The organism is Arthrobacter sp. AG1021 (genome assembly GCF_003633665.1).
GTDB classification, from domain to species: Bacteria; Actinomycetota; Actinomycetes; order Actinomycetales; family Micrococcaceae; genus Glutamicibacter; species Glutamicibacter soli.
The window spans coordinates 1,067,334-1,087,803 of record NZ_RBLB01000006.1 but is presented as its reverse complement, the minus strand read 5'-3'; the positions used below and the strand labels follow the sequence as shown (position 1 = coordinate 1,087,803).

Annotated in this window: 19 protein-coding genes and 1 tRNA gene; 12 read left to right on the top strand and 8 right to left on the bottom strand. The window is 68.0% G+C overall.

The genetic code is table 11. From position 1 onward, the window contains the following. Positions 1–38: 38 nt before the first annotated feature. Positions 39–692 (bottom strand): TetR/AcrR family transcriptional regulator, encoded by a 654-nt coding sequence (locus tag DFO58_RS05305; protein WP_286163487.1) that lies wholly within the window; start codon positions 690–692, stop codon positions 39–41. A gap of 66 nt (positions 693–758) precedes the next feature. On the opposite strand from DFO58_RS05305, the gene DFO58_RS05300 reads away from it, so the two are divergent. From DFO58_RS05300 to DFO58_RS05290, 3 genes are read left to right on the top strand one after another with little or no spacing between them, the layout of a single operon-like run. Then, a complete protein-coding gene (locus DFO58_RS05300; protein WP_120989453.1) occupies positions 759–2,054 on the top strand; it encodes an acetyl-CoA C-acetyltransferase in 1,296 nt (431 codons plus the stop codon). Then, the gene (locus DFO58_RS05295; RefSeq protein ID WP_047119081.1) at positions 2,054–3,391 is read left to right on the top strand and encodes a 3-oxoacyl-ACP reductase; all 1,338 of its coding nucleotides are present in this window, start codon (positions 2,054–2,056) and stop codon (positions 3,389–3,391) included. Before DFO58_RS05300 ends, DFO58_RS05295 begins: the two co-directional genes overlap by 1 nt. Beyond that, positions 3,392–4,249, top strand: coding sequence for a MaoC/PaaZ C-terminal domain-containing protein (locus tag DFO58_RS05290; protein WP_120989451.1), 858 nt, complete (start codon positions 3,392–3,394; stop codon positions 4,247–4,249). Positions 4,250–4,309: 60 nt separating this feature from the next. On the opposite strand, the gene DFO58_RS05285 is transcribed toward DFO58_RS05290, so the two are convergent. Both DFO58_RS05285 and pip read right to left on the bottom strand, forming a co-directional pair. After that, positions 4,310–5,500 carry a glycosyltransferase gene (locus DFO58_RS05285; protein ID WP_120989449.1) on the bottom strand — a complete coding sequence of 397 codons (1,191 nt, stop codon included), beginning with the start codon at positions 5,498–5,500 and terminating at the stop codon, positions 4,310–4,312. Between the two features lie 62 nt (positions 5,501–5,562). Then, positions 5,563–6,543: a prolyl aminopeptidase gene (gene pip, locus DFO58_RS05280; protein ID WP_286163486.1), complete on the bottom strand. Its 981-nt coding sequence runs from the start codon at positions 6,541–6,543 to the stop codon at positions 5,563–5,565. Between the two features lie 279 nt (positions 6,544–6,822). Here pip and DFO58_RS05275 point away from each other — a divergent pair. Then, positions 6,823–6,907 (top strand) — tRNA-Leu (locus DFO58_RS05275). A gap of 168 nt (positions 6,908–7,075) precedes the next feature. Here the strand turns inward: DFO58_RS05275 and DFO58_RS05270 are convergent. From DFO58_RS05270 to DFO58_RS05260, 3 genes are all read right to left on the bottom strand, one after another. After that, positions 7,076–8,587, bottom strand: a complete 1,512-nt coding sequence (locus DFO58_RS05270; RefSeq protein ID WP_120989447.1) for an FAD-dependent oxidoreductase — start codon at positions 8,585–8,587, stop codon at positions 7,076–7,078. Positions 8,588–8,699: 112 nt separating this feature from the next. Continuing rightward, positions 8,700–9,341: an NAD(P)-binding domain-containing protein gene (locus DFO58_RS05265; protein WP_120989445.1), complete on the bottom strand. Its 642-nt coding sequence runs from the start codon at positions 9,339–9,341 to the stop codon at positions 8,700–8,702. Positions 9,342–9,460: 119 nt separating this feature from the next. Beyond that, positions 9,461–10,744 carry an Nramp family divalent metal transporter gene (locus DFO58_RS05260; RefSeq protein ID WP_053798056.1) on the bottom strand — a complete coding sequence of 428 codons (1,284 nt, stop codon included), beginning with the start codon at positions 10,742–10,744 and terminating at the stop codon, positions 9,461–9,463. 255 nt (positions 10,745–10,999) lie between these two features. On the opposite strand from DFO58_RS05260, the gene DFO58_RS05255 reads away from it, so the two are divergent. The 5 genes from DFO58_RS05255 to DFO58_RS05235 all read left to right on the top strand — a co-directional run bounded on the left by DFO58_RS05255 (position 11,000) and on the right by DFO58_RS05235 (position 16,634). Beyond that, entirely contained in the window at positions 11,000–11,665 is a 666-nt protein-coding gene (locus DFO58_RS05255; RefSeq protein WP_047119088.1) for a response regulator transcription factor, read from the top strand. Continuing rightward, on the top strand, positions 11,662–13,092 hold the full coding sequence (locus DFO58_RS05250; RefSeq protein ID WP_120989444.1) for a HAMP domain-containing sensor histidine kinase: 1,431 nt from the start codon (positions 11,662–11,664) through the stop codon (positions 13,090–13,092). The genes DFO58_RS05255 and DFO58_RS05250 overlap by 4 nt, the downstream gene beginning before the upstream one ends. A gap of 1 nt (position 13,093) precedes the next feature. Beyond that, positions 13,094–14,050, top strand: coding sequence for a TAXI family TRAP transporter solute-binding subunit (locus DFO58_RS05245; RefSeq protein ID WP_183043101.1), 957 nt, complete (start codon positions 13,094–13,096; stop codon positions 14,048–14,050). Between the two features lie 86 nt (positions 14,051–14,136). Continuing rightward, on the top strand, positions 14,137–15,453 hold the full coding sequence (locus tag DFO58_RS05240) for a M20/M25/M40 family metallo-hydrolase (protein ID WP_120989442.1): 1,317 nt from the start codon (positions 14,137–14,139) through the stop codon (positions 15,451–15,453). 41 nt (positions 15,454–15,494) lie between these two features. Continuing rightward, a complete protein-coding gene (locus DFO58_RS05235; RefSeq protein ID WP_047119092.1) occupies positions 15,495–16,634 on the top strand; it encodes an acyl-CoA dehydrogenase family protein in 1,140 nt (379 codons plus the stop codon). 33 nt (positions 16,635–16,667) lie between these two features. Here DFO58_RS05235 and DFO58_RS05230 read toward each other — a convergent pair whose 3' ends face one another. Next, entirely contained in the window at positions 16,668–16,907 is a 240-nt protein-coding gene (locus DFO58_RS05230) for a DUF5703 family protein (protein WP_047119093.1), read from the bottom strand. A 44-nt stretch (positions 16,908–16,951) separates the two neighbouring features. On the opposite strand from DFO58_RS05230, the gene DFO58_RS05225 reads away from it, so the two are divergent. From DFO58_RS05225 to mshC, 3 genes are all read left to right on the top strand, one after another. Next, the gene (locus DFO58_RS05225; protein ID WP_047119094.1) at positions 16,952–17,161 is read left to right on the top strand and encodes a hypothetical protein; all 210 of its coding nucleotides are present in this window, start codon (positions 16,952–16,954) and stop codon (positions 17,159–17,161) included. Positions 17,162–17,240: 79 nt separating this feature from the next. Then, a complete protein-coding gene (locus tag DFO58_RS05220) occupies positions 17,241–18,065 on the top strand; it encodes an undecaprenyl-diphosphate phosphatase (protein WP_113606235.1) in 825 nt (274 codons plus the stop codon). Between the two features lie 127 nt (positions 18,066–18,192). Next, complete coding sequence (gene mshC, locus DFO58_RS05215) at positions 18,193–19,458, top strand: cysteine--1-D-myo-inosityl 2-amino-2-deoxy-alpha-D-glucopyranoside ligase (protein WP_053798062.1); 1,266 nt, start codon at positions 18,193–18,195, stop codon at positions 19,456–19,458. A 36-nt stretch (positions 19,459–19,494) separates the two neighbouring features. Here the strand turns inward: mshC and DFO58_RS05210 are convergent, their stop codons facing one another. Next, complete coding sequence (locus DFO58_RS05210) at positions 19,495–20,403, bottom strand: PAC2 family protein (protein WP_120989441.1); 909 nt, start codon at positions 20,401–20,403, stop codon at positions 19,495–19,497. Between the last annotated feature and the right edge of the window lie 67 nt (positions 20,404–20,470).

Sequence of the window (20,470 nt, the reverse complement as noted above, 5' to 3'; positions counted from 1 at the left end):
ACTGCACAATGTTGACGGGTTGGGTGTCGGGATGGTTGCTAGCGGGCGGCGATGCCGTGGACCAGCCAGCGGCTCAGTTCGTCGGCCAGTGCGGCCAAGCTGGGTTTGCCGCCGCTCTCGGGCAGGCGCAGCCACTGCTCGCCGGCGGCGCGCACCATGCCCAGCGCCGCGCGTGGCCAGAGGCTGATCGCGGTGGCGCCGGCGGCGGCCGGCAGTCCGGTCAGCCGCTGGGCGATCAGCGAGCTGATCTCCTCGAAGAAGTCGTTCAGCGCGCCGGAGGCGTCGTCGGTGGCACCGGAGTCCCGGGGGACTGCGGTGACGAAGAAGTAGAGGTTGGGGGAGTTCGCCGCCAGTTCCAGGTAGGCGGTGACCATCGCGTGCAGCGCGCTGGCCTCGTCCTGCTTGGCCAGGCCCGCGGCGATCACCCGCTGGCGGAAGTCGTTGATGACCATCGCGCCCAGCGCCTGGCGCAGCCCTTCCTTGTCCCCGAAGTAGCGGTAGTAGACCGGCTTGGAGGTCTTGGCGTGGTTTGCGATCTCCTGGATGGAAACCTGCGGGCCGAGCTGGTGCACCGCCTTGCGGGCGAGCTTGAGCAGCTCCTCGTGGCGGGCGGTGCGGTGGGCCTCCCAGCGGGAGGCGCGGCCGTCGGCTGCCGGGTCGAATACTTCGGTGATCTTGTTCACGTTACTCACAGTATCATGTACTCTTGGTTACAGTAATACCTGTCACATCAAATTCCCTTTAGGAGTTCAACCCAGATGAGCCAGCCCTCAGTGCGCAATGCCGTGATCATCGGTGGCAACCGCATCCCGTTCGCCCGGTCAAACACCGCCTACGTCAACGCCTCCAACCAGGACATGTTCACCGCCGCGCTGGAAGGCCTGGTGGCGCGCTTCGGGCTGCAGGGGCAGCGCCTCGGCGCCGTCGCCGCCGGCGCGGTGCTCAAGCACTCCAAGGACTTCAACCTGGTCCGCGAATCCGTGCTGGGCAGCTCGCTGGACCCTGCCACCCCTGCCTACGACGTGCAGATGGCCTGCGCCACCGGCATGGAGGCCATCGGTTCGCTGGCGAACAAGATCAAGCTGGGCCAGATCGAATCCGGCATCGGCGGCGGCGTGGACACCACCTCCGATGCGCCGATCGCGGTCTCCGAATCGCTGCGCGGCATCCTGTTGGAGCTCTCCCGCGCCAGGTCCACCAAGGCCAAGCTGGCGGCGCTGGCCAAGATCCGCCCCTCGCACCTGGCGCCCAGCGCCCCGGGCACCGGCGAGCCGCGCACCGGGTTGTCCATGGGCGACCACCAGGCGTTGACCACCAAGGCCTGGAACATCACCCGCGAAGCCCAGGACGAGCTGGCGCTGGCAAGCCACCTGAACCTGGCCGCCGCCTACGATCGCGGCTTCTTCAACGACCTGCTGACCCCGTTCAAGGGGCTTTCGCGCGACAACAACCTGCGCGCCGACTCCACCCTTGAGAAGCTGGCCAAGCTCAAGCCCGCCTTCGGCAAGAACCTGGGCGAGGCGGCCACCATGACCGCCGGCAACTCCACCCCGCTGACCGACGGCGCCTCCACGGTGCTGCTGGGCAGCGAGGAATTCGCCGCCGCGCACGATCTGCCGATGCTGGCGAACTTCGTGGACTTCGAGGCCGCCGCGGTGGACTTCGTGCACGGCGCCGAGGGCCTGCTCATGGCCCCTGCCTACGCCACCGCCCGACTGCTGGAGCGCAACAACCTGGCCCTGCAGGACTTCGACTTCTACGAGATCCACGAGGCCTTCGCCGGCACCGTGCTCGCCACGCTGGCCGCCTGGGAGGACGATACGTTCTGCCGTGAGAAGCTGGGACTGGATGCGCCGCTGGGGGCCATCGACCGGGGCAAGCTGAACGTGAACGGCTCCTCGCTGGCGGCCGGGCACCCGTTCGCCGCCACCGGCGGGCGCATCATCGCCAGCACCGCCAAGATGCTGGCAGAAAAGGGCAGCGGCCGCGCACTGGTTTCCGTGTGCGCCGCCGGAGGCCAGGGAGTCGTCGCGATCGTGGAGGCACGCAAGTAATGGCAGACAAGTACATGGAACTGGTCAACACCGGCATGACCAAGAAGCTCGCGAAGCTGCTGGGCCTGCCGCGCCCGCCGCGGCTGCGCCGCTACGGGGAAACCACCCCGCTGCTGCCCGGCCCGGTGCTGGTGCTGGGCAGCTCGGCCCGGGCCCAGGAACTGAGCGACACGCTGATGGGCTGGGACCTGGACGTGCGCCGCCACGACGCCGGGGACGCGAAGCTGGGCGGGCTGGTGCTGCTGCTGGACGAGCTCACCCACCCCGAGCAGCTCTCGCCGCTCATGCTCGCCGCCGGCGCGGCGCTGCGCAAGCTGGTGCCCGGGGCCCGCGTGGTCTCGATTTCCCGCCCGGCGCTGGACACCGACGCCCCGGCCCTGGCTGCGGTGCGCCAGGGCATCGACGGCGCCATGCGCTCCTTGGGCCGCGAAATGCGCGGCGGGGCCACCGCCAACGGCATCGTGCTCACCGAGGGCACCGACCTGCTCAGCCCCGGAACCCTGGGCGCGCTGCGCTTCTTCTTCTCCGGACGCAGCGCCTACGTGGACGGGCAGTTCCTCACCGTGCGCAGCACCGACGGCGAGCTGCCTGCCGACTTCCGCAAGCCGCTGGCCGGCAAGGTCGCCGTGGTCACCGGCGCCGCGCGCGGCATCGGCGCCTCGATCGCCCGCACCCTGGCCCGCGACGGCGCCCAGCTGGTGGTGGTGGACATGCCCGCCGCCGGCGAGGCGCTGGCCGCGGTAGCCAACCAGATCGGCGCGACCACCCTGCAGCTGGACGTCACCGCGAAGGACGCCGCGCAGCAGATCATGGACCACGCCATCGGCCGCCACGGTTCGCTGGACATCGTCGTGCACAACGCAGGCATCACCCGCGACAAGCTGCTGGCCAACATGGACGCGGCCCGCTGGGATTCGGTGATCGCGGTGAACATCGCCTCGCAGCTGCGCATGAACGAGGCGTTCCTCGCCGCCAAGCTGCCGGGGCTGCGCGTGGTCTCGCTGGCCTCCACCTCCGGCATCGCCGGAAACCGCGGGCAGACCAACTACGCCGCCTCCAAGGGCGGGGTGATCGGCATGGTGCGCTCCAGCGCCAAGCTGTTCGCCGAGCAGGGCGGCTCCATCGCCGCGGTGGCCCCGGGCTTCATCGAAACCGAGATGACCGCCAAGATCCCGCTGGGCACCCGCACCGTGGCGCGCATGGTGCTGCCCTCGCTGATGCAGGGCGGGCTGCCGCAGGACGTCGCCGAGGCGATCTCCTTCCTCAGCTCGGACGCCGCCGCCGGCCTGAACGGCCAGGTGCTGCGCGTGTGCGGGCAGTCGCTGGTGGGTGCCTAGATGGGCGCCGAACTGGTCGAGCAGATCCCGTCCATGGGCTCGGTATACGCCAAGGCGGTGAAGACCTTGGGCCGCAAGGGGCGCAATCCGGTGCTGCCCTCCACGGTGCTGGTCCACCGCTCGGCCGCGGCCGACCCCGGCGGCCTGGATGCGTTCCGCCGCGCGGTCGGCGCCCCGGCCAACGGGGTGCTGCCCAGCCTCTACGTGCATTCGCTGGCCTTCCCGCTGGCCATGTCGCTGATGCTGCGAGGCGACTTCCCGCTGCCGCTGCTGGGCATGATCCACCTGCGCAACCAGGTGGCAGTGCGCCGGCCGCTGGCCGAGGACGAGGCCTTCGACGTGGAGGTGCGCAGCGAGAACCTGGCCGCCCATCCCAAGGGCGCGGCCTTCGACCTGGTGGTGCGCATCGTGGTGGACGGGCAACAGCGGATGGAGCTGCGCAGCACCTTCCTGGCCAAGGGCGTGAAGCTCGAAGGCGCCGTGCCGGAGAAATCGGTGCATGCTGCCTTCGTTCCGCCGCAGCGCACCGCGTCCTGGACGCTGGATGCCGGGACCGGGCGGCGCTGGGCGGCGGTGGCGGGGGACTACAACCCGATCCACCTTTCCGCGCTGAGCGCCAAGGCGCTGGGCATGCCGCGGGCCATCGCCCACGGCATCTACCTGGCCGCCCGCGCGCTGTCCGGCATCGAGCCGGCGGCGGGCGAGTACCGCTGGAGCATCGAGTTCAAGACCCCGGTGGTGCTGCCGGCCAGCGTCGATCTGGCCTTCACCCGCACCGAGGCGGGCTTCGAGGTGGCGGCGTGGAGCCCCCGCAAGGGCAAACCGCACTTCGAGCTCACGCTACAAACGCAGGCCTAAGACAAGCAGCGTTGGCGCAGGACCTCTACGGTCCTGCGCCAACGCTGCTTGTGCGGGGGCTCAGCCGATCAGGGCGCTTTGCGCCATGCGGTAGCTGGCCAGCGAGGCCACCGCGGCCCGCTCCCAGGTGAACTCGCCCGAATGCTCCAGCGCGTCGTGCCCGGCCTGGGTGACCATCCGCGGATTCTCGGCCAGCTCGACGAGCTTCTGCGCCCACAGCTGCGGGTCCGGTTCAGGCATGAGCCATCCGGAGTAGCCGTCGCGCACCGCGTAGCCCAGCCCGCCAACCGCGTTGGCCAGCACCGGGGTGCCGCAGGCCTGGGCCTCGGCGGCGACCAGGCCGAAGGTCTCAGACAGCGAGGGCACGGCGACCACGTCGGCATTGGCGAAGACCGCCGCCAGCTGCTGTGGCTTCAGCGGACCGAAGAAGCGCACCAGGTCGTCCAGGCCCTCTCGCTGCACCAGCGCCTGCAGGTCGTAGTCGGCGCTGCCGGAGCGCGCCCCGAACAGCGAGGCGGTGATGCGCAGCTGCGGATGGCTGCGCCGGGCCCGGCCCATCGCCTCCAGCATCACGTGCGCGCCCTTGAGCGGCTGCAGGCGTCCGGCGTAGACCAGGTGCAGGTCGTCGGGGCCCAGCGGGCGGCAGAGCTTGTCCTGCTCGGGGTGGAAGATGCGGTGGTTCACCCCGGGCAGCACCACGTCCAGCTTCTGCCGGTCCACCTCATAGAAGCGGGCCAGCTGGCGGGCCTCCACCGGGGTGTTGGCGATGACGCGCGAGGCCTCGGCCAGCAGCTGCTTCTCGGCCTCCTTGCGCGGCCCGGGCTCCTCGATGCCGGATTCGAATTCCTTTGCGGCGGCCGAGGTGTGCATCGAGACGATCAGCGGGGCGGAGAACTCGCGGGCCAGCTGCAGCCCCACCATGCCCGAGAGCCAGTAGTGGGCGTGGATGATGTCGATGTCCAGGCCGTGCAGGTGCGCGGAGATTGCGGTCGCGGCCGGGTCGATGATCTGCGGCAGGTCTTCCTTGTCCAGCTGCTGGTGCGCGGCGATCTGCACCTGGTGCATCCACACGCCCTCGGCGACCTGCCGGGATTCGGAGTCCGCGGCGGTGCGCGTGATCATGTGCACCTCGTGTCCTAGCGCGCCCAGCGCGAAGGACAGATTCTGGATGTACACGTTCATGCCGCCGGCATCGCCCGACCCGGGTTGCTGCATGGGGGAGGTGTGCAAGGAGAGCATGGCAATGCGCATCGGAGGGCTCCGGATTTTCTAATGAACGAACAGGCCGCGGCAGCGGCCCACCCTTGATGCTATCAACTGAGCCGATCGAGCATCGTGTTGTTGGCGGACTCCCAGTGAGCCGTCATCTGCTCCCCGCCGTGCCCGTCGTGCTCGCAGATCACCAGCTGCGAGCCGGGCCAGCGCCGGTGCAGCTCCCACGCGGTGCGCAGCGGGCCTGACACGTCCTGCCTGCCGTGGACCAGGATCCCCGGGAGGTGCTCGATGCGGTCCATCCGCTCCAGCAGTGGCGGGTCGTTGAATCCCGCGTGCGACCAGAAATGCGTGGTGAGCCTGGCGAAGGCCTGGCGGAAGCGGGCATCGTCCCAGCGCGGGTCGCGCACCACCGGATCCCGGCCCAGGGAAACATGCGTATCCTCCCACAGCGCCCAGGCTTGCGAAGCCGCGTCGCGCAGCTGCCCGTCGGGTGAGGCCAGCAGGTCGGCGTAGGCCTTGACGATGCGGCCGGAGCCGCGGGTGTAGGAGGGATGGTGGATTTCGGCGAAGCTCGCGAACTCGTCCCAGGCCTCGGGAAAGACCGCACCGACCGTCTCGGTGATCCAGCGGACTTCAGCCTCGCTGGTGGAAGTGACCGCGAAAAGCACGAGGCCCGACACCCGTTCGGGATGGGCCTGCGCGTAGGACAGCGCGAGGGTGGATCCCCACGAGACGCCGTTGAGTACCCATTGCTTGATGCCCAACGACCTGCGCAGCCTTTCGATGTCGCTGATGAGCTTCGCCATGGTGAAGTCCAAGAGCGGCACCAGGGGATTGGCGGCGGAGGGAGTTGACCTGCCGCAGCCGCGTTGCTCGAAAGCGACGAGCCGGGTTCGTCCCAGGTCCCAGCGGTGGCGATAGCCGCTCGCGCCCAGCGTTCCGCCCGGGCCGCCGTGGAGGTACATCACCGGTTGGCCGTCGGGATTGCCCCATTGCTCCCAATACATCTGGTGCCCATCGTCCAGGGGGAGCATGCCCGAGACATCGGGCATGGCTGGCTTGTCGTGGTGACCGCTCATGTCGCTCGCTCCTGGGCCCAAGTGTGGTGGATTGCCGGAATCGCTGCCAGCTTACGTCCGCAGGAGCGGAAAACTGTTAATTCCGGCCAAAATGTTGTGACCCTTGACACGAATTTGCGCCGCGATCGCTGAAACTGCCTACTCAACCCCGTTTATTCCGCGAAATTCCGGGAGTTTCGGCCTCTTCGGGCCGGCTGGCGCCCGATTGGAATTCATGCGAAAGCGGTGGTAAAGTTTTACTTCGTTGCCAGCGATAACAACGCGAACAACAGACAACCTGCGCGGGTGGCGGAATAGGTAGACGCGCCAGCTTGAGGTGCTGGTCCTCGAATAGAGGGTAGGGGTTCAAGTCCCCTTTCGCGCACAGGTAAATCCCCGGTTGACTTCGGTCAACCGGGGATTTTTTATATGCCCCGAACGGGGCTTATAGGCAAGAAACGGTGTCTGGCCCGGGCGCGTTCCCGGGCCGGACGTGCTTCAGAAGCGATGGTGCCACGCGGGGTGCAAACCCGATTCGCGAACTTCTCAAGAATCAGGCCTTGCCGCCCTGGGCGGCCGCCAATTCATTCTGAACGCTCGTTTCCTGGGCCGCGCTGATTCCGGCGCGGCGGCCGAAGAAGCTTCCATCGCCCAGGCTCGTGCCACTGGCGTAGCCTCCGGCGCAGACTCCCGAGGTGCAACGACCCGCCGCGAAAAGTCCCGGGATCGGTGCGCCCGAAACGTGCAGGACCCGTGAGTCGGCATCGGTCTGCAGCCCACCCAGGGTGAATCCTCCGGTGCGGCCGCGCAGGTCGATCGCGGCCAGTGCGCCCTGCAGCGGCTTGACCCACTTCTGGTTCTTGCCCAGCAGGGGATCAGTGCCCTGCACTGCGAACCGGTTGTACTGCTCGATGGTGGCCTGCAGGCTGCCCGCGGGCAGTCCCATCTCGGCTTCCAGCTCAGCGGCGGACTCGGCCACCCAGCTCGGCTGCATCAGCAGCTCCGGGCTGGAGGTCTCGCTGGCTGAGCCTTCCTCGAAGGCGGCCTCGTCGATGACCAGGAACGCCTGGTTCTCCTGGTGGAACAGCGTCGCCTGGCCGATCCGGCCCGGGTAGGTGTCCTCGGTGATGTAGCGCTGGCCTCGGCCGTTGACCAGGATGCCGCGCACCAGCAGCTGCGGATCGCAGAAGAACGCCACCTCGGTGGCGTCCATGTGGGCGGTGGCGGCGCCGATCGACTGGCCCATCGCGATGGCGCGCCCGTCGTGCGCCTCGATGGATGCGGCCGGGCGGCCAAGGATGCGCGGGGCGTTGGCGCGGACCATCTGATCGTTGTAGACGAAGCTGCCCATCGCCAGGACCACGCCTTGGCGAGCCAACACGAAGACGTCCTCGCCGTAGCGCTTGGCCCCGACGCCCACCACGCGCCCGTCCTGATCGATGACCAGGCACTGGACGCGCAGATCGTATTCGGCGCGCACGCCCAGGGCCTGCGCGGTGTCGACCAGCGGCTTCATGAGCATGTAGCCGCCGCCCTGCTCGCCGGTCTTCTTGCCGGACATCTGCGGCACGTGCCCGCGCGGGGCCGGGGGAATCGTGGAACTGAACGGGGCGGCGTTCTCGCCCCCGGAGTACATCAGCCCGTCGTCGTAGGGCGGCTCCCAGCCCGGCTGGCCCCAGAAGGACTCCTTGAAGACGACGCCCGCGTCCACCAGCCAGTTGTAGTGCTCCACGCTGCCTTCGCAGTAGGCGTCGATCTTGGCATCGTCGGTCCCCGGGCCCAGCGCTGCCTTCATGAAGGCCTTCATGTTCTCTGTCGTGTCCTCGAAGCCCAGGGCCTGCTGCAGGGGAGTGCCGCCGCCGAGGTAGATGAAGCCGCCGGCCATGGACGCGGCGCCGCCCCAGCCGCCTGAACGCTCAAGCACCAGCACCTCGGATCCGGCGCGGGCGGCCTCGATGGCGGCGCTCACCCCGGCGATGCCGTAGCCGGCGACGACCACGTCGGCCTCGAAATCCCAGCTGTCGATGCTGCTGGCTGAAATGTTAAACGTGCTGGTGTCGGACATGCGTGGGCATCCTCTCGAAACGGACCAAAAGTAACCAGAAGATTAGCTGTGCGCGTTCGACTCAGCGGGACCCAGTCCCGCTGGATGGAACCGTCTTGTCCGAGCAGCTGGGTTACCCGTCGGCCCCGACCAGCCGGCGCAGGCTCTCGGCGTCCAGCACCTCGTTGAAGACCGGGCCCTGCGGTTCCAGCATGCGTCCGGCGGCCAGGTTCTTGAGGATCACCGGCGCGAAGCCGAGCTTGCGGACCAGCTGCGCCACCGCTTCGGCGGCTTCGGCATCGTCCGAGGCGACCCCCAGGGCGCGCTGGGCGCTGCGCCGGGAGGCCTTGTCCGCATCCAGGTCCCAGTGGCTGATGTGGTTCAGCGCCTTGACCACGCGGCAGCCCGCGAAACGGGCGGCGATGACCTCGCTGCTGGTAAGCCCGGATTCCAGTCCATGCTCGAACCACTGCGGCAGCGGTTCGTCCTCCCAGCGGTTGGTGGCATCCACCAGGATGGTTCCGGCCAGCGTCTTCGGGTCGACGTCCTCCAGCTCCTCCTGGGGCACCATGAGCACCACGAGGTCCACACCTTGCGCCACGTCCTCGGCGGAAACTGCCCGGGCCTTGGTGGCGTACTGCGCCAGGTGGTATTTCATCGCGCTCGGCGTTCGGGTGGAGGCGATCTGGACCTCAAGGCCTTGCGCCGCGGCGACCCGCGCCAACGCGGTGCCGGCCCGGCCGGCCCCCAGAATTCCGAAATGCTTGATATCCATGGGATCCATTCTGGGTGTTTCACGGCCCGCCGGCCCAATCGCGCGCCCGTCGATTAAGACAGAAGGCTGCCGAACCATGCTTGGGGGCACATGGTTCGGCAGCCTGGGGAAACTGGAAGCTAGCCGCCGAAGAGCGGCGAGAGAGACTTCCAGAGCTGCTGTCCACCCAGGATGATGAACAGGATCGCGGTCACGGCCAGCGCGCCGTTGGTGTGCCAGCGGTTGGCCCATTCCTTGGGCACGCGCTTGCCGTTGAGCAGGCCGAGCAGGGTCACGGCCAGGAACGGCATGAACAGGGCGCCGAGCACGCCGTAGGCCAGGATCAAGGCGATCGGCTTGTCCAGCAGGAACAGCACCATCGGCGGGAAGGTCAGCCAGAGCACGTAGAACTTGAAGTACTTGCCGCCGGTCATGGTGTCCGGGTGGTTCGCTGGCTTCTTGCGCATGTGGCCCCAGAAGTCCGCGAACATCAGCGAGACGCCGTTCCACACGCCGATGATCGAGGAGAAGGACGCGGCCCAGAAGCCGACCAGGAAGCCGTTGCCCACCACAACGCCGTAGCGCTCGCGCAGCACGTCGGCCAGTTCCAGCAGGCCCTCGTCGCCGCCGGAGATGGCGACGCCCGCGGCGCGCAGCACCTCGGCCCCGACGATCAGCATGGCGATTACGAAGATGCCGGTCATGACATAGGCCATGGTGTTGTCGATGCGCATCACGCGCATCCACTTCGGGGTGTACCAGCCCTTTTCACGCAGCCAGTAGCCGTAGGCGGCCAGGGTGATGGTGCCGCCGACGCCGCCGGCCAGCGCCAGGGTGTAGACGATGCCGCCCTCGGGGATCATCGGGATCAGGCCGGAGAACATCTCAGGGATGTTCGGCGCGGCGATGACGGCCAGTCCGACCACGGTGACGAACATGATGCCCACCAGCACCGCGGTGACCTTCTCGAAGAAGTTGTACTTGCCGAACCAGACCATGGCGAAACCTGCCAGGCCCATCAGCACCGACCAGATCTTCAGGTCGATGGCGGGGAACAGCGCCGCCAGCGGCATCGCCGCCGAGCTCATCGCGGTGGCGCCGTAGACGAAGCCCCAGATGATGATGTAGGGGCCGAAGTACCAGGTGGTCCAGCGTCCCAGCGTGCGCCAGCCCTCGAAGATGGTTTTGCCGGTGGCCAGCGTGTAGCGTCCGGCGCCCTCGACCAGCACGATCTTCAGGATCACGCCCAGGATGACCGCCCAGAGCAGCGCGTAGCCGTACTGGCTGCCGGCCACGAGGGTGGCGACCATGTCGGCCGCGCCCACGCCGGTGGCGGCGACCACCAGGCCGGGGCCGACGATTTTCCATTTCGGCGGTGAACCGCCGTCGAGATCCGCATTCAGCGATCGCGTGCTTTCTGACATGTGAGCCAGTCCTTTACGAATGTCGATCATTGCCGGACCGCAGCCCGGCACCTCGGTCAGCCGCTGCGGCAGGAGTTCACCATTGAATGGCCGCGGGCTGGAAGAACATCTCCAAATCTAGGAGTGATGCCGGTTACGGCCAAGCTGGACGCGAAGAACTAACACTTCCTTAGGAAAGGACGTGACGCAAAGTACACGCAGGCCCCCGGCTGATAGAATTGACCAATTCAGAGCCCACTTATCCGAGGAACCACCGTGCACCTAATGGTCGTCGAAGATGACGATGCCGTCGCGCTGGCGCTGATCGATGCCGTGAACGCCGCCGGCCACGAGGCGTTCCGGGCGGCCCGCGGTGCCGACGCGCTGCTGCGGCATCAGCAGGCGCAGCTGATCCTGCTGGATCTGGGCCTGCCGGACATGGATGGGCTGGAGGTCCTGCGCAAGCTGCGCCAGGTTACCGAGGTGCCCATCGTGATCCTCACCGCCCGCAACGACGAACGCAGCGTGGTCCGCGGCCTGCGCCAGGGTGCCGACGACTACCTCGTCAAGCCGATCGGGCTGGCCGTCCTGCTGGCGCGCATCGAGGCTGTCGCCCGCCGCTCCCGGGTTCAAGCGCCCGACGCGGGTGTCCTGGCCGTCGGGGACCTGCAGGTGGACACCGGCAAGCGCGAAGCGGCCCTGGCCGGGCGCGAGCTGTCGCTGACCGCCAAGGAATTCGACCTGCTGGCGCTGCTGGCCCAGCATGCAGGATCCGTGGTCACCCGCGAGCAGATCCTGGATTCGCTGTGGGGCGACGCGTTCATGGCGGTCTCCCGTTCCCTGGACGTCCACCTGACCGGGCTGCGCTCCAAGCTGGACCGGCCGGGCATGATCGTCAACGTGCGCGGGGTCGGCTACCGCATCGAGGCCGTGGACGCGTGAGGCTGCGGGTTCTGGGGGTGCTCGGCTCGCTGCTGTGCCTGATCGCCGTCATCCTGGGCACGTTGATGCTGCAGAGCATCAGCCGGAACACCACCCAGGACGTCCAGCTCAGCCGGCTGGCTTCGGTGAACCGCTTTGTCGAGCTGGGCACCCACGCGCAGGATGCCACCGACCACGAGGAACTGCAGCTGGAAATGGACGCGTATTCGCAGCTGTTCGACGAGGGCCTGCTGATCAGCCTGGGCGGGCTGCAGTTCACTTCCGGCGGCGTCGACCCGCTGGATCCGCAGGTCGACGCAGTGCGGCGCCGTGCCGCCCTGAACCTCGACCAGACCGGGATTCCCCAAATCAGCCCGTTCTCCGAGGAACCTGCCCTGATCGCCCGGCCGTTCGGGAACTCGACCCAGGTGCTGGGCTCGGTGGTCATGGAGGTCAACCTGGACGATGCCCGGCAGGCGATCCTGCAGAGCTGGGGAGCAGTGGTGCTGGTGTCGCTGAGCGTCTGCGCAGGCATGCTGCTGCTCGCCGAGCGGCTGACCGCCTGGGTGCTGCGGCCGGTGCACCGGCTGAGCGACGCGGTGGCCGAGCTGGCCAGCACGCAGATCCCCGCCCCGCTGCAGGAAGCAGGCCCGCCGGAACTGCGGGCGCTGTCCCGCTCGTTTGAGAACATGGCGCAGATCGTCACCGACAGCCTGGCCCAGCAACGCGAGCTGATCGCCGAAACCTCCCACCAGCTGCGCAACCCGATCGCCGCGCTGCGGCTGCGCGTGGACCTGCTGAAAATGCGGCTGGGGGAGAAGGCCGACCCGGATGGAGTCGCCGCTGTGGAACGCGAACTTGAACGTGTTGAAATGCTGCTGGACGGGGTGCTGCGCCTGGCCAGCGCCGAGCACCGGCTCTCCGAGCGCAGCGCCGGCGGGGCAGTCCCTGCCGGCGCCGACGCCGGGACCGTGATCCCGGCCAGGCTGCTGACCGAGGAGGTCGAACGCCAAAGCGCGGCGGCCCGGGAACGCGGAATGCTGCTGCGGCTGGACCTGGATGCTCCCGGCAGCCGGACGGCCCGCGCGTTGTGCAACGGATTCGAGCTGCAGCAGATGATCGCCGAGGTGCTGGAAAACTGCTTCAAGTACGCCTCCGGGAGCCAGGTTGACCTCTCGGTGGCGGCCCGCGGGAGCGTCGTTGACGTGGTCATCCGCGACCACGGGCCGGGCCTGCCGGCCGCCGAGCTGGAGGCCGCGACCGAGCGCTTCTGGCGGGCCGAGACCTCCCGGCAGTCCCCGGGCACCGGGCTGGGCATGGCGATCGTCGACCGGCTGGTCCGGGCCAATGGCGGCGAGCTGCTTCTGGAAATTGCGGCGGGCGGGGGACTGCAGGTGACGCTGCGGCTGGCCGGGACCCAAGACGATGCTGGAGCGCAGGAGGCTTGAGATGAGCGGAATTCCCACCCGGCGCGCGGTGCTGGGCTACGCGCTGGCCGCCCCGGCCGCCGCGTTGCTTGCAGGGTGCACTCCGGGACCGCGCCATGACCGGCTGGACATCGCCGCCGGCGAAAGCGGCGGAATGTACTTCGAATTCGCCACGCTGCTTTCGCAGGCGCTGGTACGCTCCAACATCGCCGAGCACTCGTCCGCGCTGCAGACCGAGGCCAGCGCGCAGAACCTGCACCTGCTGGCCGAGCACGAGGCTTCGCTCTCGCTGGCACTGGCCGACACCGTGGCGCAGTACCGCGCTGCCGCCAATGAGGGCAATCCGCTGGCGCTGGGCCGCGTGTACCAGAACTACTTCCACTGCATCGTGCGGGCCGACGCTCCCATCCGCACCCTGCCCGACCTGGCCGGGCGCCGGCTGGGAACTGGCGCGGCTGGATCAGGGACCTGGGTGACCGGGCAGCGCATCTTGGAAGAAGCCGGGCTGAAGTCGGGCGGAAATGCGCCGAGGGAAACCAAGCTTGGCTACGGCGACGGGCTTGCGGCGCTGGAATCCGGCCGGATCGATGCGCTGTTCCTCTTCGGCGGCATGCCCGTGGGTGCCGTGTCGGAGCTGGCCGCGCGGGTGGAGCTGCGGCTCATCGGCCTGTCCTCCGTGCTGCCCGGGCTGCGGTCGCGGTATCCCGGCCTCTACGACCGGGTGATGATCCCGGCCGGAACCTATCCCGGCGTTGGACAGGCGCAGAGCCTGGGCGTCGCGAACCTGCTGATGGCGCCGGCCAGCTTTCCCGCGCAGACCGCGGGGCAGGTGGTCATGCTGCTGGTTGAACGCGCCCAGGAGCTGATTCCGCCAGGCAGCGCCGGCATCCAATACCTGACCCCGCAGACGCTGATCAGCACCGCAGGGCAGCCGCTGCACCCCGGGGCCATCCAGGCCTATCGGGAACTTCATGGCTAGGCTGACGTGGTGTCATTTGTTGCGCGTATCGTTTAGCGCACTAGTGTTGAATCCACAAGCACCCGTTCGCGAGAGGAAGGCCTTCCATGCCGAAGCCTGCAGCTGTAGAACTCATGGAGAACGAAGCGGTCGACTTCTGCCGCCGACTGATCCAGATCGACACCACGAACTACGGCGGCAACAAGGGGGCCGGCGAACTGGAGGCGGCGCGCTACGTTGTCTCGCTGCTCGAAGAGGTCGGGCTGCGGCCGGAACTTTATGAATCCGCGCCTGGACGCGCGAATGTGGTGGTGCGCCTCAAGGGCTCGGATTCCTCGCTTCCGGCGCTGGTTGTGCACGGGCACCTGGATGTGGTCCCGGCGATCGCCGAGGACTGGAGCGTGGACCCGTTCGGCGCCGAGCTCATCAACGGCATGATCTGGGGCCGCGGGGCGGTGGACATGAAGAACATGGACGCCATGATCATCGCCGCCGTCCGCCACCTGTGCCGGGAGCGGATCGTCCCGCAGCGGGACCTGGTCATCGCGTTTTTCGCCGATGAGGAAGCCGGCGGCGACTACGGGGCCGGATGGATGGTCCAGAACCACCCGGAGCTCTTCGACGGCGCCACCGAAGCCATCAGCGAGGTCGGCGGCTTCTCCGTGGAGATCAATGGCCGCCGCGCCTACATGCTGCAGACCGCCGAGAAAGGCATCGCCTGGCTGAAGCTCACCGCGCACGGCACCGCGGGTCACGGTTCGCAGATCAATACCGAGAACCCGGTGACGCGCCTGGCCGACGCGGTTTCGCGCATCGGAGGCCACCAGTGGCCGCTGTCCTATACGAAAACCACCCGGGCGCTGATGGAAAACGTCGCCGAGCTCGCGGGCCTGGAATTCACCGAGGAGGACCCGGCCCCGCTGCTCGAAGCGATGGGCAACGTCTCCCGGTTCGTCGGCGCGACGCTGCAGAACACCGCCAACCCCTCGGCGCTGGAGGCCGGCTACAAGCACAATGTGATCCCCGGCCATGCCGAAGCGCTGGTCGACTGCCGTACCCTGCCCGACGAGCACGAGCAGGCGGTCGCGAAAATCAAGGAGCTCGCCGGGGAGCACGTCGAGCTGTCCATGGTGCACGAGCAGGATTCGCTGGAGGTCCCCTTCGCCGGTTCGCTGGTGGACTCCATGGTCGAATCGCTGCTGGCGGAGGACCCGGACGCGGTGGTGCTGCCGTACATGCTCTCCGGCGGAACGGACAACAAATGGCTGGCAAAGCTGGGGATCACCGGCTACGGGTTCGCGCCGCTGCAGCTTCCGGCCGAACTCGATTTCACCGGCATGTTCCACGGGGTCGACGAACGGGTTCCGGTCGACTCGGTCAAGTTCGGCGTGCGTGTGCTTGAAAGCCTGCTGCGCAGCTACTGACACCCAGATTTCCAGACCACCGGATTCACAGGAGGAATACCTTGTCTATTGAAACCGTGCTCAGCGACGAGCTGCTTGAGCGTTTCCGCCAGCGTGCGGCCGGCTACGACACCGAGAACAGCTTCGCGGAGGAGGACTTCCAGGAGCTGGCCGCGGCGGGATACCTGCGGGCGCTGGTTCCGGTCGAACGCGGCGGGCTCGGCTGGGATTTCCAGCAGCTGGCCCTGGCGCAGAGGCGGCTGGCCTCGGCCGCCCCGGCCACCGCGCTGGCGGTGAACATGCACCAGGTCTGGGCCGGGGTGGCCCACCTGCTCGCGGCCCGGGGCGACCGCCGCCTGGACATGGTGATCGACTGGGTGGCCAAGGGCGAGGTCATGGCGTTCGGCATTTCGGAGCCGGGCAACGACGCGGTGCTCTTCGATTCCAAAACCAGTGCGGTGACCCATTCCGACGGCTCGGTGTCATTCACGGGAACCAAGATCTTCACCTCGCTGTCGCCGGCGTTCACGCGTCTGGGGATTTTCGGCAAGGACACCGTCTCCGGCGAGCTGGTCCACGCGTTCGTCGAGCGCGGGGCCGGCGTGCGCTCGCTCGGGGACTGGGACACGCTTGGCATGCGCGCGAGCCAGTCGCACACCACCAAGCTGGAGTCGGCCACCGCTCCGGAGGCCTGGGTGCATTCCCGGCTGCCGGTGGGCCCGAACCCGGATCTGCTGGTTTTCGGCATCTTCGCGTCCTTCCTGACCCTGACCGCCAGCGTGTATGTCGGCATCGCCGAGCGCGCGGTGCAGCTCGCCACGGACTCCCTGGGCAAGCGGGTGCACCATGACGGCGTGAAGTATTCGCAGGACGTGCGGGCCCGGGGAATCCTGGCCGACGCCGCGATGCGGTCGCTGGCCCTCGACGCGTTGCAGCGATCCGTGGCCGGAGATCTGGAATCCGGTGTCGACCACGGTGCGGCCTGGTTCCCCAAGCTGGTCACGCTGCGCACCCTGGCTGGGCAGACTGCCCGGGAAAACGTCCAGGACGCCGGGCAATTGCTCGGCGGCGGCGCGTACTTCCGGGGCAGCGAATTCGAGCGGCTGTACCGCGACGTGCAGGCCAGCTGGTACCACCCGTCGAATGCGGCATCCGCGGCCAATACCGTGGCCAGCTGGCTGGTCGGGCCGCTGGAGTCATGACGCGCGGCAGTCGGCAAAACGGCGCTGATGCGGCTAGGGGAGCGGGGGCAGGGTGCTCTGGATCCGCATGACCCGGCGGCGCAGCCAGTACTTGTAGGCACCGCCCTCGTAGCGGCAGGTGCGCATCAGTTCCCACTTGCCGTTGTCAGCATGCTCGCGCAGCGCAGCGCGCGCGACGTGCTTGGACTCGCCGGGAAAAGCGGTGATCACCATGTATTCGTAGCGAGAATCGTTTTCCTGGTGCAGCGGCGCCTTAATGACTTCCTGAAGCATCGAACCCCCTATCGGAATAAATGATTGCGTTGTAGCGTGATGCCATGAGTACTGATCCGAGCTACGCACTGCAGGCGCTCATCGCGCATTTGGAGCAACACCTGGCTGTGGTTTCCCAAAGCAGGGGATCGGCCGATGCCGCCATTGATACGGCTTTCGGGTCGCTCGCCGATGCTTTCGAAGACTACGAAGATGCGCTATACGAACAGTATTCCGAACTTCTGCCGTTCACGATACCTTCGGATGACCAGTGAGCACGACCACGGTATGAATTTTTCCCGCTCAGGTGTTTCCAGTGCGCTGCGCGCCGGGCAGGTGAAGTAATGTCGAGGGGTGAATTGGTTTGAAGCAGCTTTCCTTGGACTCATCCAGGGCCTGACAGAGTTCCTCCCGATCTCGTCCTCAGCCCACCTGCGCATCGTCGGCGAAATCCTTCCCAACGCCCAGGATCCCGGCGCCGCCTTTACCGCGATCACCCAGCTGGGCACGGAGACCGCCGTGGTGGTTTTCTTCTGGCGGGACATCGTGCGCATCATCGGCGCCTGGGGCAAGGCGCTGGTCGGCAAGGTCCCGCACTCGGATCCCGACGCGAAGATGGGCTGGCTGATCATCGTCGGCTCGATCCCGATCGCGGTGCTCGGCCTGCTGCTGGAAGACTACATCGACACCAACTTCCGTTCGCTGTGGATCGTTGCGACCACGCTGGTGGTCTTCGGCCTGATCCTGGCCATCGCCGATCACTACGGCCGCCAGACGCGAACCCTTGACACGCTGACCCCGAAGCACGGCATCCTGTTCGGCTTAGCGCAGGCGCTGGCCCTGATCCCCGGCGTCTCCCGCTCGGGCGGCACCATCACCGCCGGCCTGCTGATGGGCTACACCCGCGAGGCCGCGGCGCGCTATTCGTTCCTGCTGGCCATCCCCGCGGTGTTCGCCTCGGGCCTGTACAAGCTGGCCAAGTCCTTCGACGAGCCCGGCGTCTACACCCTGGCGCAGACCGGCCTGGCCACCTTGGTGGCCTTCGTGGTCGGCTTCCTGATCGTGGGCTGGTTCCTGAAGTTCGTCTCGCACCACTCCTACCGCGTCTTCGTCTGGTACCGCATCCTGCTGGGCCTGGGCTTGTACGTCGTGCTGGGAATGGGCCTGATCAACGCCTAGAATCCGCCAGCCGCAGGTGTCCGTGAAGCGATTCACGGACACTTCGCAGTTAACGGGAATAAACCCAACTCTGCTTGACTTGGACTTAAAGAACTCAATCGTCGCATCTGCGAAAGGACGTACAACAGTGCACGCGTGGAAATCCCCGGAAGTACCGCACATCGTGGGCTCCGCCCCGATCCTGGAGGTCTTCGACACCTCATCCGGTACCCTCCGGGCCACCGCCGAGGCGGCCAAGGCCAACGAGCCGGCCAGCCTGTATGTCTGCGGCATCACCCCCTACGACGCCACCCACATGGGGCATGCGGCAACCTATGTCACCTTCGACCTGCTGCACCGCACCTGGCTGGATAACGGCCGGACCGTGACCTACACGCAGAACATCACCGACGTGGACGACCCGCTGCTCGAGCGCGCCGAGGCCACCGGGGTGGACTGGCGCGAGCTGGCGGCCTCGCAGATCGAGCTGTTCCGCAGGGACATGGAAGCGCTGAACGTGATCCCGCCGCACCACTACGTGGGCGCCGTGGAATCCATCGACTGGCTGGTGCCGGTGGTCGAGCAGCTGCTGGACGCCGGACTGGCCTACACCGTGCCGGCCGGGGCCGACGGCGTCGAGGGAGACGTGTACTTCGACTCCATCGCCGCGCAGAACGACGCCTGGAAGCTGGGCACCGTCTCGGGCTACGACCGCGAAACCATGCTGGGCTTCTTCGCCGAACGCGGCGGCGATCCAGACCGCGCCGGCAAGCGCGACGCGCTGGATCCGCTGCTGTGGCGCGCGGCCCGCGAAGGCGAGCCGTCGTGGGAGGGCGGCAGGCTGGGCGCAGGCCGGCCGGGCTGGCATATCGAATGCTCCGTGATCGCCCGCCGCACGCTGCCCGCGCCGTTCACGGTGCAGGGCGGCGGCTCGGACTTGATCTTCCCGCACCACGAATTCTCCGCAGGGCACGCCGCAGCCGTCGACGGCAAGGCGCTGGCCCAGGCCTACCTGCACACCGGCATGGTGGGCCTGGATGGCGAGAAGATGAGCAAGTCGCTGGGCAACCTGGTGCTGGTCTCCAAGCTGCGCGCCGCAGGCGTGGAGCCGGTGGCCATCCGCGCCGTGCTGCTCTCCCAGCACTACCGCTCGGACTGGTTCTGGACCGACGAGCTGCTGGCGCAGGCCACGGAGCGCATCTCCGCCTGGCGTGAGCGTCTGGCCGGCACCGGGTTGGCCGAAGCCACCGCCCTGCTGACCCGCATCCGCGCGCGCATGGCCGAGGACCTGAACGCGCCGGCCGCGCTTCAGGCCATCGACCAGTGGGCCGCCACTGCGCCGGAAGGCGACGGCGAAGGCGAAGCGCTGCTGGTGGACGGGCTGGACGCGCTGCTGGGCCTGAAGCTCAAGTAGCCAAAGCGCACCGCCACGGGGCCCGGCTCCGGGATCCTAGATCTCGAAGTCGGGCCCCGAGCCGTCGGTGCGGTAGCGGCCGCGGCGGCGCAGGTAGCGTTCGAACTCGCGGGCGATGGTCTCCCCGCTGGCCTCGGGCAGCTCGCTGGCGTCGGTGGCCGCCTCCAGCTGCTGCACGTACTTGGAGACCTCCGGGTCCGAAGCGGCAAGCTCGTCCACCCCGAGCTTCCAGGCCACGGCGTCCTCGCGCAGCTGCTGGGCCGGGATCGACACCGGCAGCAGCTCTTCGAGCAGCTCCACCAGCGCCAGCTGCACCCGCGGGCTGGGCGCCTGCGCCACGTAGTGGGACAGCTGCGCCCACAGCGACATCGTCGGGATCCCGCTGCGCTGCAGCTCGATGCCCAGCACCGAGGGGATGCCGGTGGGCCCGGCGTAGCTGGAGGCGGTGATGTTGAAATGCTCCTGCAGCCCGGGATCGTCGCTGGCCATGGAGGTCGGCACCGGGCGGGTGTGCGGCACGTCGGCCAGCAGCGCGCCCAGGGTCAGCGCCGCGCGCACGTTCTGCGCGGCGGCGTGCTCCAGGATCCGGGCGCAGAATCCCTGCCAGCGGAAGGTCGGCTCCACCCCGAGCACCACCACCAGGTCCGCGTCGGCCCCCGGCTGCGCGATGCGGTAGATGTCCGTCTGCGGCCACTGCACCTCGCGGCCGCGCTCGGTCAGCTTCGAGGTGGGCCGGGTGAACTGGTAGTCGTAGTAGTCGTCCAGGCCGATGGTTGCCACATGCTCCGCGGCGCTGGTGTCAAGGATGCTGCGCAGCGCATCGCTGGCGGCCGAGCCTGCGTCGTTCCAGCCTTCGAAGGCGGCGACCAGCACCGCCGGGCGGCGCTCGTGATCGCCACCCGCGATGAAACCGTTGAGCGTCGGTACGTGGTATTGATCGGTCAACCGGGACTCCTTTGCGGGTTTCCTGTGAGGTTTCGGGCTTTCCCGGCGGGGGTGCCGAAACGGCTTA

What these genes read in the sequence shown, in the direction of transcription:
- DFO58_RS05300 (WP_120989453.1), top strand. Translation starts at nt 759, where the DNA reads ATGAGCCAGCCCTCAGTGCGCAATGCCGTGATCATCGGTGGCAACCGC.
- DFO58_RS05295 (WP_047119081.1), top strand. Translation starts at nt 2,054, where the DNA reads ATGGCAGACAAGTACATGGAACTGGTCAACACCGGCATGACCAAGAAG.
- DFO58_RS05290 (WP_120989451.1), top strand. Translation starts at nt 3,392, where the DNA reads ATGGGCGCCGAACTGGTCGAGCAGATCCCGTCCATGGGCTCGGTATAC.
- DFO58_RS05285 (WP_120989449.1), bottom strand. Translation starts at nt 5,500, where the DNA reads ATGCGCATTGCCATGCTCTCCTTGCACACCTCCCCCATGCAGCAACCC.
- pip (WP_286163486.1), bottom strand. Translation starts at nt 6,543, where the DNA reads ATGAGCGGTCACCACGACAAGCCAGCCATGCCCGATGTCTCGGGCATG.
- DFO58_RS05270 (WP_120989447.1), bottom strand. Translation starts at nt 8,587, where the DNA reads ATGTCCGACACCAGCACGTTTAACATTTCAGCCAGCAGCATCGACAGC.
- DFO58_RS05265 (WP_120989445.1), bottom strand. Translation starts at nt 9,341, where the DNA reads ATGGATATCAAGCATTTCGGAATTCTGGGGGCCGGCCGGGCCGGCACC.
- DFO58_RS05260 (WP_053798056.1), bottom strand. Translation starts at nt 10,744, where the DNA reads ATGTCAGAAAGCACGCGATCGCTGAATGCGGATCTCGACGGCGGTTCA.
- DFO58_RS05245 (WP_183043101.1), top strand. Translation starts at nt 13,094, where the DNA reads ATGAGCGGAATTCCCACCCGGCGCGCGGTGCTGGGCTACGCGCTGGCC.
- DFO58_RS05240 (WP_120989442.1), top strand. Translation starts at nt 14,137, where the DNA reads ATGCCGAAGCCTGCAGCTGTAGAACTCATGGAGAACGAAGCGGTCGAC.
- DFO58_RS05230 (WP_047119093.1), bottom strand. Translation starts at nt 16,907, where the DNA reads ATGCTTCAGGAAGTCATTAAGGCGCCGCTGCACCAGGAAAACGATTCT.
- DFO58_RS05225 (WP_047119094.1), top strand. Translation starts at nt 16,952, where the DNA reads ATGAGTACTGATCCGAGCTACGCACTGCAGGCGCTCATCGCGCATTTG.